At 42.5% G+C, this 13,265-nt stretch carries 9 protein-coding genes; all 9 read right to left on the bottom strand.

Annotation, left to right across the window (positions count from 1 at the left end):
• Nucleotides 1-194: 194 nt before the first annotated feature.
• Nucleotides 195-5,600 carry an S-layer homology domain-containing protein gene (locus BM183_RS15910; RefSeq protein ID WP_091687862.1) on the bottom strand — a complete coding sequence of 1,802 codons (5,406 nt, stop codon included), beginning with the start codon at nucleotides 5,598-5,600 and terminating at the stop codon, nucleotides 195-197.
• Between the two features lie 557 nt (nucleotides 5,601-6,157).
• Complete coding sequence (gene trpA / locus BM183_RS15905; protein WP_091687861.1) at nucleotides 6,158-6,934, bottom strand: tryptophan synthase subunit alpha; 777 nt, start codon at nucleotides 6,932-6,934, stop codon at nucleotides 6,158-6,160.
• Nucleotides 6,927-8,111, bottom strand: coding sequence for a tryptophan synthase subunit beta (trpB, locus tag BM183_RS15900; RefSeq protein ID WP_091687860.1), 1,185 nt, complete (start codon nucleotides 8,109-8,111; stop codon nucleotides 6,927-6,929). Before trpB ends, trpA begins: the two co-directional genes overlap by 8 nt.
• Before the next feature lie 54 nt (nucleotides 8,112-8,165).
• Nucleotides 8,166-8,777 carry a phosphoribosylanthranilate isomerase gene (locus tag BM183_RS15895; protein WP_091687859.1) on the bottom strand — a complete coding sequence of 204 codons (612 nt, stop codon included), beginning with the start codon at nucleotides 8,775-8,777 and terminating at the stop codon, nucleotides 8,166-8,168.
• Nucleotides 8,778-8,851: 74 nt separating this feature from the next.
• Complete coding sequence (gene trpC, locus BM183_RS15890; protein WP_091687883.1) at nucleotides 8,852-9,700, bottom strand: indole-3-glycerol phosphate synthase TrpC; 849 nt, start codon at nucleotides 9,698-9,700, stop codon at nucleotides 8,852-8,854.
• Nucleotides 9,701-9,764: 64 nt separating this feature from the next.
• The gene (gene trpD, locus BM183_RS15885) at nucleotides 9,765-10,772 is read right to left on the bottom strand and encodes an anthranilate phosphoribosyltransferase (protein WP_091687858.1); all 1,008 of its coding nucleotides are present in this window, start codon (nucleotides 10,770-10,772) and stop codon (nucleotides 9,765-9,767) included.
• Nucleotides 10,769-11,350 (bottom strand): anthranilate synthase component II, encoded by a 582-nt coding sequence (locus tag BM183_RS15880; protein WP_091687857.1) that lies wholly within the window; start codon nucleotides 11,348-11,350, stop codon nucleotides 10,769-10,771. Before BM183_RS15880 ends, trpD begins: the two co-directional genes overlap by 4 nt.
• Nucleotides 11,347-12,807, bottom strand: coding sequence for an anthranilate synthase component I (gene trpE / locus BM183_RS15875; protein WP_091687856.1), 1,461 nt, complete (start codon nucleotides 12,805-12,807; stop codon nucleotides 11,347-11,349). The genes BM183_RS15880 and trpE overlap by 4 nt, the downstream gene beginning before the upstream one ends.
• 260 nt (nucleotides 12,808-13,067) lie before the next feature.
• On the bottom strand, nucleotides 13,068-13,265 hold a 198-nt coding region (locus tag BM183_RS15870), incomplete at its 5' end, for a transposase (RefSeq protein WP_170848046.1).

Below are 13,265 nucleotides of genomic sequence, written 5' to 3'. Positions count from 1 at the left end.
GCTCATTACTTATTATAATATGCAATAATTAATTTTCTGTCAAGTGGTTTTTACAGGCAGGTTAAGACAAACTTATGAATATGCTTCACCAGCTTATTTAAAATTATAGTATTTGAATCGTCTAAAAAAAGCGGACAGTATAAACCGTCCGCTTTCATAGTTCTTTAGATTTTACTTTTTATTTGAATACAAGGTCATTCTTTTCTTGTGCCGTCCTCTTTTAATGAATAGCCTTCAACAGTGGTGTCAGCTGCCATTTTTCCGTCAGCATAAAAGTAATACCACTTACTGTTGATTTGTACCCATTTTCCAGCCGCCATAACACCGTTCACATCAAAGTAGTATTTTTCACCCTTTTCATTGTGCCAACCGGTTTTCATGTCACCATTGGAATCAAAATAGCATCTTAGCCCGGCATCATTCTGACTCCAGCCCCGTGCCGTACCTTCGTCTATAACAAGTTCCACGAAGCGTCGTAAGATAGCACTGGCCTCGGCTCTGGTGACGCTGCTCTGTGGGTCAAAAATGTTGCTGCCTTTGTCCTGCATGATCCCAGCCTGCTGGATGGATCTCACCCCATCCTTTGCGTTAGCTGCAATTTTCGTATTATCCGAGAATGTGACTGGAGCAATAGAAACTGGCAGCTTATATTCGGCAGCTTTGGCATAACCTGCCATTATTACGGCCATCTCCTCCCGGGTAATCAACTGATCAGGTCCAAACTTGCTGTTGCTAATACCCTCCAGGATCTTGTTTTTGACAGCCCATTCAATGTAAGGCATGGCGGGGTCACTGTTCTTTACGTCGGTGAAGCTGCTAATTTTATAGTTGCTTACGTCAACACCGGAAAGCTTGCCTAGTGCCATTAGGAATGTTCCACGGGTAATGGCGGTATTGGGATCAAAGGTGGTTTTACTTGTACCGCTGATAAGCCCTCTGCCGGCTACAAAATCAATATGATCCTTTGCCCAATGGGTTTTGGTATCGGTGAAAGCCGGAGCAGGTGTCTTATAGCCCACACCGTAAACGGAAAGGCTGTTTCTGCTGAAAATAAGCATGCCATTTGTATAGCTGGATCTGGTTAGCAGTTGTGGTTTTCCATTTTGGTCTACAAAAACACCGAACAGGTTACCAGTCTTTCCTTTGGAAGTTGCTTTGTAAGCCATGCCCAACGTAACCATGCCCTTTCCGAAGTTTTTGATATACCTGGTCTTGCCATCTTTCTGATAGCTTACGGTCAGGTCGTAAACAGGCCGTTTGCCAATCAGTGCTTTTGCTTCTTTAGAGAGCTTACCCACCGGTGACAGGCCAATGGTAACCACTCCCGACGTTTGCCCGTTTATCTGCTTAATAGCTGCACCATCAAAGGAGAAGTTTACCAGTGGTGTATTTATGTCAAAGCGCACCACACCGTTGCTTTCTAGAAGGAGAAGCGCTTTTTCATCCAGCTTCAGGCTGGCACTTTTTCCATCTGTTCCGAACCTGATATGAAATGCAATGCCGATGCCATCTGCTGTTTTTCCACTTCTTTTGGCGTCTTTTATTGCTGTGTGGATCAGTTCCTTTACCTGCCCTTCGGTAATGGTGACGGATGCCATGCCGTCTTTATTCACTTTAACAGTTAAGTTTTTGGACGCTATGGTGGGTTGATCCGGCTTTTTATCGATGGAAGCCTTTGGGTCAGAAGGCGTGTAGCCCCCGTTGCTGCCTGTACCGCCTCCCTCACCGCCGGGATTGCCCGGATCCGTGATAAGGGCATATGTAGCCTTAATCAGAGTAGATTTATCGCCAATAACAAAGGTGGTTTTGGGGTTAGTGGCGTTTTCCAGCTGCCCGCTACCAGATACTATGATCCAACGGTCAAACAACATGCCGGCTGGGGCTGGATCAGCGATAATCGTTACCGCTTCTCCCTGCTTATACTCACCGCTTCCGCTGCCACCCCTTACAGTCAGGGCATATTTTTCCACCAAGCCGGCCAGCTTAACATCATCATAATACACCCCACTTGATGTAAAGAATTTACTCATGCCCAGCCAGATCTGTGCGCTAACCGCACCCTCCGGTACCGGTACAGTGGCCTTCACCTCCTGCCATTCACTGCTTGTGACCGTAACATGGATGATATTAACACCATCCTGATCCTGTCCCACCTGCTTGCCATTACCATCATAATAGCGCATCATCAATGTGGCCTTCCCATCAGGGAGCAGCATGCCTACGCTGGCCATATAGGATTTTATGCCCGGCATTAACGTAATAAAGTCAGAACGCAGGAAGATGTTTTCGTCTTGTGAATTGTCCACAAGCTTCAGACTGTATTCTCCTTCATACTTCTGCTCTCGGGTGATTTGATAAGAACAGGTACTCCAAGGTTCACCCCAAGATGTCCAGCCCGGTATCAGGCTAACATTGTCCTCAAGGGATGCATTAGGAATGCTCAGGGATACCGGCACATCCTCGCCTGTCGTTGCGGCTTTGAAGGAAAGATTGGAAAAGTAAACGCTGTCGGCCATGTAGAATGGGGATATACCAATCCATACCTCGGCACTCACTGCACCAGCCGGTGCTGTACTGCGCTCCGAAAGCTGCTGCCATATACCTTGCCCTGTGGTGTATGATTTCCCACTACTAAGTTCAGAAGTGAGCATTGTCCCATTTTGGTCATAATACCTTACATATACCGAACATCGGTTGGGCTGACCAGTTGTATTGCCAGAGGCATCCGTCCCATTTACCGTTCCGCTGTTCATAAACAGATTAAACTGGAAATCATAGGAGATTCCTACAGTAACATCCATTTTGTCGCTTACTAGAAAAACACCGGCAGCCGACGATTTGTCGGTAAATTTAGCACTATCACCCCCTGCACCCATTTCTCCGTCAGGGCCGGGAGCCTTATCCACAACAACGTCAGCTAACGTGGGATTTGCTTGGTTCTTTTTGGTCCAATTGTTCAAACCATTACTGAAATCACCATTAGGCAGCAACTCCAGATTTGGCACAACCGTGGTACTAACCATCTCAAATGCATCAAAATAAGCACTATCATTACTCTGTACCAGTATACGTGCCTTTACGGCATTATCTGGTGTTGTTCCACTAACTGTTACCTTTTCCCATACACCTGTGCTGACTGTATATGCACTTTGCTCTTCAAGTAACTGACCTGAAACATCTAAGAACTGCACCGTCATTATGGCCGGCCCGCTTACTACATATACCTGTGCACTGGTTTCAAAGGCTTTGCCCTGTTCTAAGTCAGCAATGTCTCCGGATATGGCAGAACCGCTGACAACCAGCATGGAGTGCCTGCCATCGTATTTTTGTGCCTCTGAAAGACTTACGCCACTGCCCGACCAACTGGAGATAGACATCTCGAACTCCTCAAAACCGCCGTTTTTGACCTCCACAGGAATCTCTACGGTTTTGGGAGGCTGCTGTACCCATCCGCCCTCAATCACCCGTACCACCTTCAGCGTTGTAGCACCGTTATCCAGAAAATACACATTCTGTCTGCCCTGCTTGTCATAGGCCAGCTCGATGAAATCCACCTCTTTGCCGTCGGCTGGCACCGTAACATGATCCCAGTTTTCGCTGACAGGATCCACTACGGTCAGTTTGCCAGCCAGATCGGTATATAACAAGCCGTCCTCACCAAACTTAATGTGTACAGGCCGCCACATGCCCCGTCCCGAGATTTCAGGGTAGATGTTCTTATACTTGGATACTTTATTGGTTTCGGTATCAAGGGTGAACAAAACTCCATCTGCCGCACCCCACAGGTTACCACCCTTGTCAAAGGTCAGCCCGCTGATCATTGGGGTGTTGAGGCCCGGAATATCCAGGCTGAATTCAGCTGTTTTTGTTTCTGATGCCACATCCCACACAAACACCTTGGGAGGTTCTGTGGGCAAGGATTCAATTGGAGCATTCAGACCGCCCCTTTGAGATGTTGAGCCATAAATTATTCCATCCTTCATAGCAAGACCCACAATACTCTGCTTCTCCACCACATTACGGTAAACCTTGTGAGTACCGTCGGAAGGATTGTAGATTCCAAGGGCACCACCTGTTTTTCCATAATCCGGAATGGTTCCCATCAGCAGAAGACCGTCCTGATACTGCATGATGTAGGGGCGGTCCTGCTCCTGGATTGTTTTCATCTCAAACAGTGTTTTAAACTTGCCCGGCTCACTGGTATTCATGGATTGAATGACGGCACCAGGATAAATACCAAAGTATAAGGTATCACCATCTCCTGCTACGATGCCCTCCGCCTGACCCTGGTTGTACATACGGGCTTCCTGAGTCCTGGGGTCATATTCCGCACCGATAGGCCCGCCAGGGTAGGTGGTCATATATAGCTTACCGTTGTTACCCGCGGCCAGGTTGTGCAACCCAAGGGGCGCACCCATTACAGATGCCTGTTCACGAGTGGTAGTCTTTGCTGACACATCCATATACACGATTTCACCGCCACGGGAAAGGGTCAGCACCACTGGGTTGCCATCCTTAAGCATTACCGTTCCACCACGTAGCCCCGATGGATACTTGGTGATCTTCTCCACAATATCCAGTGTTTTGTGGTTGATCTGCATCAGGTGGCGGTCATGAATCAGATAAGCGTAATCCCCATGCACGGGCAGGTGGGTAAAGTTCCATACCCCAAAGTCATAGCCTTCCTCATCTTTTACGCCGTCCATATGCACCACTTTATCGTCCCACTGCTGCTTATCCAGATGATAGAACAGTAACGCATCTTTTTTGCCGTTATCCACATGGGCCATTAGGGTGTTGCCTGCGATGCCCATGCTGTAAACATATTGTACCACCCCATCCCCTGGATCCTTTTTGATTCGTTCATGCAGATTACCAGGTGTAATATCAGTAATTTTGTTTTGATTCCTTATATCCATTACATGTACCTTAGCCGCCAGGCCCAGCCCTAAGTACAGCTTTCCGTCCTTATAGGCCATGGAGCGCACATAGTCGCTGCTTCCGGATGGATCGGCCATTCCCAAATCCTCCAACTTGCCAGTGGAGGCATTGTACTTCACCACATGAGAGCCACCCTGCTTATAGGTGCCAAAGTAGATATTGCCGGTCTCGTCACCTGCGGCGCTCCATACCTGGTGTCCCTCAAGTACTGTACCGATTTTTTGGGAATCCTGGGTGGCTGGGTCGTACACATACAAAATCCCCCTATCGCCTGCCACATAGATTTTTCCATCGGTTGCGGCGGTATGGGTATAGGCCGTTCCAATACCAGGCATTTGTTCCAAATCCACCCGAAGGTTGGTTTCTACATCCACCACGCTGAATACGTCTCCAACAGCAGCTGCATAGGCATACAGGCGCCCTCCATACGTATTAAAGGTGGCGGCAGGTACATTGGGAGTTGAAGCCATGGGTCCCAGATCCTCGGCAGCCATGAACCCTCTTCCCCTAAGGGAAGCGGCCACAATTTCACTTTCCGAACCATTGGCCAAGGTCTTCTGTACTCCAACCAGGGAGAATGCCATTGCAGCCACCAGCAGGGAGGCGATCAGGCGCGATCCGCATTTCATCCATTTTGGATTCGTTTTTTTACAATGCATATATTATCTTCCTTTCATAATATTGTTGTGCGTGATTTGCCAATCCGGTAATATCACCGGCTGGTTTAGGAATTTAGAATTCTACGTCCACGCAATTACGTTCCATTCCCCAGATACTTCTTTATTTTATGTTTTAAATTTACCACCACCTTGTAATTAGCTGAATATTAATATGTTCAAGATATTAGGTATATAGTTTAATCAGTTGTATTTATCAGCCTCAAGCTTTCGTCAATAATATGTTTTCCGGACCCGTGATACAACTTAGGGATAAAAGCCGACAATATGAATATACCTTTGCCTATATTTTAATAATGTATTGGTTAAAATAAAACATATTGCTTTGCCAATTAATAGAACTATATTGCTATATTATTAAAAATTGTCTATAAATCCTGGTATTTCTAGTCATTTTTACATATAAAAAACTGCACTATCTGAATCATATCGAAAGTCTATGGGTTATGGATAAATCCACTTCCATGATTCTTCCTCAAATATCAGATAGTGCAGTTCGAAGCAAAAACAAAAAACTTCATAACACTGTACTCTTTATTCTAATAGGAACAGATTGCCTTTTTCATCTTTGTCACATATTCACCGATGGGTCTTACACAATCTGCCCCATATTCTCCTACCATCTTAACAATTGCACTTCCTACAATGATACCATCGCAGTACAAAGCTATCTCTCCCGCCTGTTCCGGTGTGGCTATGCCAAATCCTATGGCGCATGGAATATCCTGTTCTGCTTTTACCAACCTTATCATATCGCGGGCATTGGCAGTAATTTTATTTCTTACACCGGTAACTCCCATAGAGGAAACACAATATACAAAACCTTTGGCCTCTCTGGCGATCATCCGGATACGTTCATGGGAGGTAGGTGCAATAAAAGAGATTAGATCAATCCCATATTTATTACAATATGGTTCTAACTCCCCCTTTTCTTCAAAGGGAAGATCTGGAACTATAAGGGCGTCAATACCGCAATTCTTACAGTTTTTTAAAAACCTTTCTCCCCCATAAGTAAAAACGGGATTAATATAGGTCATAAAGGCCAGGGGAATCTCACATTGTTTTCTTACTTCTTCCACCATTTTAAAGATTTTATCTGTGGTGGTACCTCCTTTAAGAGCCCTTTCATCTGCCTGCTGTATAACACTTCCTTCTGCAACCGGGTCAGAAAAAGGAATCCCTATTTCGATCAGATCTGCACCTGATTTTGCCATTTCAATAATCAGTTGCCCTGTAATATCCAAAGATGGATCACCTGCTGTTATAAAAGTTATAAATGCTTTTCCTTTGGTAAATACTTCTTTGATTCTACTCATGAATCTCTACCCCCTTAAAACGCGCTATGGCCGCCACATCTTTATCTCCTCTGCCTGATAGATTAATTACCATAATCTTATCTTTTCCCATGGCAGGAGCAATTTTTTTGGCATATGCCACTGCGTGGGAACTTTCAATTGCGGGAATAATTCCTTCCATCTTTGACAGGTATTCAAAAGCTGCTATGGCTTCCTGATCTGTAACAGCAACATAAGATGCTCTTCCCATATCATGAAGATATGCATGCTCCGGTCCGATTCCAGGATAGTCAAGTCCTGCTGAAACAGAGTAAACAGGTGCAATCTGTCCATATTCATCCTGGCAGAAATAAGATTTCATGCCGTGGAAGATTCCCACACTTCCATTGGTGATAGTAGCTGCATTTTTATCAGTATCCACACCATGTCCTGCTGCCTCACAGCCAATTAATCGGACTTCCCGGTCATGTATAAATTCATAGAACAGTCCCATTGCATTGCTTCCACCCCCCACACAGGCAAGCAGTACATCCGGAAGCTTTCCTTCTAACTCCATAATCTGCTGTTTCACTTCTTTACCTATAATACTTTGAAAATCACGGACAATAGTCGGAAAAGGATGAGGCCCCATAACGGAACCAAGTACATAGTGGGTATCCTCCACACGGGCAGTCCATTCTTTCAAAGTTTCATTTACAGCATCTTTCAGAGTCTGTGTCCCCCCTGTTACAGCGTGAACCTTTGCACCAAGCAGTTCCATGCGAAATACATTCAGTGCCTGGCGGTCCGTATCTTCTTTCCCCATAAATATCTCACATTCCATTCCCATAAGTGCCGCTGCTGTAGCAGTTGCAACTCCATGCTGACCCGCACCGGTCTCCGCAATCACCCTTGTTTTTCCCATCTTCTTTGCAAGAAGCATCTGACCCAATACATTATTAATTTTATGGGAACCGGTATGATTTAAATCTTCTCTCTTTAGATAAATCTTAGCTCCGCCAAGGTCTTTGGTCATTTTTTCTGCATAGTATAATAAGGAAGGTCGTCCTGCGTAATTTTGGTAAAGTCTTTCTAATTCCCTGCAGAATTCCGGATCTTTTCTATAGTAATTGTAAGCATCCTCTAATTCAATCACTGCATTCATTAGTGTTTCCGGAATATATTGTCCTCCATGTATACCAAATCTTCCCTCTGACATAACTTTCACTCTCCTTTATGATCTTTCTACTTTCTTCCTTGCTGCTTCTGTCAATTATGTTCTTCTTATCTTTTGTATTAAATCTCTTATCTTCCCAAGATCTTTAAAATGATCCGTTTCTACTCCGCTGCTTACATCAATACAATAGGGATTGCATTGTTTTACAGCCTGTAAAACATTACCGGAATAAATTCCTCCTGCAAGGAAAAATGGTTTACTTACATTAGAGATGAGATTCCAGTTAAAAACAGTTCCACTTCCACCATACTGTCCTTCCCGATAAGTATCTAATAAGATATAGTCGCATGGTAACCGGGCCTCTTTGTTAATATCTGCAGCTTCTTTGACTCTGACTGCTTTGATAATGTCATTCCCCAGATATTGTTTTAATTTTAAGATATACTCTTCTTTTTCATCTCCATGAAGCTGAATAACATCAATCACTTGTTCTTTGCAAAAGCGTATAATGTTTTCCGGTTCCTCATTTACGAAAACTCCTACAGCCTTAATGAAAGAATTCAAGTTTTTCTTTAATTCTATTGCAGTCTCCAAACTTACCTTTCTTCTACTATTTGCAAAAACGAAGCCAACATAGTCAGGAAGAACTTCATTGACTGCTTTGATATCCTCTAACCTTGTAAGACCACATATTTTAACCTTAGTCATCACTATTCCTCCAGGGTGCTTTGTATAAGCTACATTTATTTCTACTCTCTCCTTATAATATCCGGTATGTTTTCTTAAGAGTGATTCTTACCTTGTAAGTAAGCCATCATCTCTTTCTTGTCTTTACTTCTCATTAATGTTTCACCGATTAGTGCCCCATCTGCCCCGGCTGCTTTTAAAGCTGAAATATCTTCTGCCTTTTGAATACCGCTCTCGGCAATAAAAATAATGTCAGGTGGAATCAACTTCTTTAAATTTATACAGTGGTTAAAATCCACCTGAAAGGTCTGCAGGTTTCGATTGTTCACTCCTATGATTCTTGCTCCGGCTTCTAAAGCCATCTTAATTTCTTCTTCCGAATGCACTTCCACCAAAGTAGAAAGGCCAAGTTCATTACAAATGCTTATGTATTCCTTTAAAGTATCTTTATCCAATAGGGCACAGATCAACAGTACTGCATCTGCCCCAATTAGTTTTGCTTCATAGATCTGATATTCATCTACGGTAAAGTCTTTTCGCAATACCGGAATTGATACTGAACTGCTGATCTCAGTTAAATGCCCATTGTTTCCTTTGAAATATTCCGGCTCTGTCAGAACGGAAATCGCCGCCGCCCCTCCTTTTTCGTATTCTTTTGCTATTTCTAAATATGGGAAATCCTTTGCAATCTCTCCTTTGGATGGAGATGCTTTTTTCACTTCACATATTAGAGAAAAACCTTTTTCTCCTGTCTCATTTTTTCCCTTCTTAGAAACCGCCCTGTTTTCCCTAAAAACATGCTCTAATGCAAATTCTTCTCTTTGATGAAAACTTTTCACCTTATTTCCGTTATAAATACGAGCTTTCAGTTCATCTAAAGATACCACTGCCTTTAATTCATTAACACGTTTCCTGCTTGATTCTGCAAGAATATCAAGAATCATATTGTCACCGCCTTTCTCTATTTCAAGTCTTTTTAAAGACAAGTCTGAATCAAAATATACTGAATTACCCATTGGATAATTTCACAAACTGTTCCAATTGCTTTAGCGCCTTTTTGCTGTCAATAATCTCTGCCGCCATCCTGATACAATCCCTAAGAGTCATACAATTGTAGTTCAAATACAGACATACAGCTGAATTTAATACTACAATATCCCTCTTTGGCCCTTTTTCACCGTTTAGTATGTCTCTGGCAATCCGTGCATTTTCCGAAGGATTACCTCCCACAAGTTCTTCTGCCTTACAATATTCAAAACCCAACCGGCGGGGATCTAAAAAGAAACTGTTCAGCCTTCCTTGATTTACTTCACATACGGTAGATGATGAAGTAAGTGTAATTTCATCCATTCCGTCATGCCCATGAACTACCATTGCTTTCTTTACGCCAAGATTGGCTAATACCTGGGCAAGGGGCTCCACCAGATTTTCATCGTATACTCCCAACAGTTGAAGACTGGCATCTGCAGGACTGACAAGAGGGCCAAGAATATTGAATATTGTTCTGATTCCAAGTTCTCTCCTTACTGGTGCCGCATATTTCATGGAAGAATGATATCTGGGGGCAAACAGAAAACACAATCCAATTTCTTTCAATATCTGTTCACTTTTCTCAACAGGAATGTCAATATTAACACCCAAAGCTTCTAACACATCTGCACTTCCGCATTTACTGGATACACTCCGGTTCCCATGTTTTGCAACCGGTATCTTAGCAGCAGATACAATAAAGGAGGATACCGTTGAAATGTTAAATGTAAATGTTTCATCTCCTCCGGTACCTACAATTTCCAATACATCCTGTTCCGTCTCTAATTTCGTTCCATGTTTTCTCATGCTAAGTGCACAAGCCGTAATCTCATGAATGGTTTCTCCCTTCATTCTCATAGCAGTAATAAATGCTGAGATTTGGGAATTCGTTGCTTCTCCCCTCATGATCTCATCCATAACAGCTTCCGCCTCATTATGTGTAAGATCTTTTCCCTTTACCAACTGGTTGATTGCTTGTTGTATCATATTGCTCCACCTCCGATTTCTAAGAAGTTTTTCATGATTAATTCTCCTTGTGGTGTTAAGATGGATTCCGGATGGAATTGCAGACCATAGATTTCATAATCCTTATGCTTCACCGCCATAATTTCACCGTCTTTATCCTCTCCGATTACCAGTAGTTCATCAGGTAAAGTATCTCTTGTTACAATAAGGGAATGATACCTTGCTGCCTCTATCATTGGGGGTAGACCATGAAATATACGGCTGCCGTTAGCAATATGAATGGTACTTTGTTTTCCGTGGATCAGTACTTTTGCCGGACCTATCTCACCTCCGAAAGTCTCACAGACTGCCTGATGTCCAAGACATACTCCCAGAATCGGAACAGTCTCTTTCATCTCATAGATTACCTCTTCACAGATACCTGCCTCTTTGGGATACCCAGGGCCCGGGGATATGATAATATGGGTTGGTTTTTGATTCATAACCTCCTTAACAGTCATCTCATCATTGCGGATTACTATAATATCGTCTTGTATCTTACCTGCAAGCTGTACCAGGTTATAAGTAAAGCTATCATAATTATCTATAATCAGTATCATATCTCATCCACCTCACTTGCCCTTAAAATCGCTTCTATAATTGCCTTTGCCTTATTCTCACTCTCTTCATATTCTTTCTCAGGTATACTGTCTGCCACAATTCCTGCTCCTGCCTGTACATAAACCTTGTTATCTTTTTTCACTGCCATACGGATGGCAATGCAGGTATCCATATTACCTGAGAAATCAATATAACCAATTGCACCTCCATAGATTCCTCTGGGCTCTTTTTCAACTTCTCCTATAATTTCACATGCCCTTATCTTAGGTGCCCCGGATAAAGTTCCTGCAGGAAGAATTGCTTCAATAACATCAAATGGGTCTTTTCCGTCTTGTATTTTCCCTCCTACCACCGATGTTATATGCATTATTTTTGAATATTTTTGTATCTTTTTATAATCAGCAACCTGTACACTTGAGATTTTAGCAACCTTTCCTATATCATTTCTTGCAAGGTCAACAAGCATATTGTGTTCAGAAAGTTCTTTTTCATCTTGCAAAAGTTCTTCTTCTAATTCCTTATCTTCCCTTGGTGTTTCTCCTCTTGGTCTGGAACCTGCAATGGGAAATGTAAAAAGATTGCCATTCTTTAGTTTTACCAAAGTCTCCGGAGACGTACTGATAATCTGAGTTTCATCTCTCTGTAGAAATACCATATAGGGAGAAGGATTGGTAGTTCTAAGCACTCTATAGGCATTAATAAGGCTGTCTCCGTACTCTGTCTCAAATCTTCTTGAAATCACGCCTTGAAATAAATCTCCGTTTCTTATATACTCTTTTGTTTTTTCTACCATGGCACAATATTCTTCCTGGGTTACATTACAGGTAAAATGCGGCCTGCTTTTGGTAACTAACTTAGGAAGGGGTGTCAGATCGTGAACCAGCCGGATGATTCCTTCAATCTCTCCAATTGCCTTTATGTAATTCTCCTTAATATTGTCAGTCCTCATATTGACCATAATAATAATTTTTTGTTTCAAATGGTCATAGGCAATTACCTTATCAAATAGCATAAGATCAAAATCGTAATAATCATTGGTTTTTAGTTTTAATTTTCTTTCCCAATATCCAATCATCTCATAGGCAAAATATCCTACAAATCCACCTGTAAACGGAGGCATTTCCTTTAATTGGGGTGCTTTGTATTCTTTTAATAGTTCTCTGACGGCATCAAAAGGATCATTATAATAAAGAGTTCTCTTTTCCCCGTCTAAGATGATAATCTCATTGTTTTTACAAGTAACATGTAAAACAGGATTAAATCCTAAAAACGAATACCTGCCCCATTTCTCACCGCCTTCAATACTCTCAAGAAGGTAATACTTCTTACTGATCTGAGAGATTTTTCGAAGCAGCGTAATAGGAGTGACAATGTCGGCATGGATTTCTTTGCAGATCGGTATAATACTGTATTCTTTTGCAAATGTTTCAATTTCTTTACAACTTGGTCTTATCATAGTTCTCACCATTTTTTCATCTGGATGGGATGAAAAACTCCTTTCTTCTTATTTGATTGAGCAGAACAATATTTTACTCCATTAGATGGCCTTCAACTAATGCCAAACCAGGCTTTTATGCAATCATGACCACCAGTGAGAACTGGTGGTTTGTTCTGTCCCTGTAAGGGACTATTACCGGCATAGGCCTCAAAGGCCCTTCGAAAATAAAAGCCCTAACCGCACCTTTTTCTCTGGTTTAGCCCTAACAAGGGCTTTTATTATTTACCTTTTATTACTGGCTCACCCGTAAACGGGTTTATATATTCTTTGAGACTCAGTTGGTCATATGCTTGATCATCCATTAATTGATTTCTGATATATTCTTGAATCTTTTTGGCGTTCTTACCAACCGAGTCAACATAGTATCCTCTACACCAAAATTTTCTGTTCCCATATTTATATTTTAGATTTGCATG

The organism is Anaerocolumna aminovalerica (genome assembly GCF_900115365.1).
GTDB lineage: Bacteria > Bacillota > Clostridia > Lachnospirales > Lachnospiraceae > Anaerocolumna > Anaerocolumna aminovalerica.
Note: the sequence above shows the minus strand (reverse complement) of the source record. Positions and strands in the feature narration are given on the sequence as shown.

Coding starts and splice junctions, on each gene's coding strand:
- BM183_RS15910 (WP_091687862.1), bottom strand. CDS start 5,600: ATGCATTGTAAAAAAACGAATCCAAAATGGATGAAATGCGGATCGCGC.
- trpA (WP_091687861.1), bottom strand. CDS start 6,934: ATGAGTAGAATCAAAGAAGTATTTACCAAAGGAAAAGCATTTATAACT.
- trpB (WP_091687860.1), bottom strand. CDS start 8,111: ATGTCAGAGGGAAGATTTGGTATACATGGAGGACAATATATTCCGGAA.
- BM183_RS15895 (WP_091687859.1), bottom strand. CDS start 8,777: ATGACTAAGGTTAAAATATGTGGTCTTACAAGGTTAGAGGATATCAAA.
- trpC (WP_091687883.1), bottom strand. CDS start 9,700: ATGATTCTTGATATTCTTGCAGAATCAAGCAGGAAACGTGTTAATGAA.
- trpD (WP_091687858.1), bottom strand. CDS start 10,772: ATGATACAACAAGCAATCAACCAGTTGGTAAAGGGAAAAGATCTTACA.
- BM183_RS15880 (WP_091687857.1), bottom strand. CDS start 11,350: ATGATACTGATTATAGATAATTATGATAGCTTTACTTATAACCTGGTA.
- trpE (WP_091687856.1), bottom strand. CDS start 12,807: ATGATAAGACCAAGTTGTAAAGAAATTGAAACATTTGCAAAAGAATAC.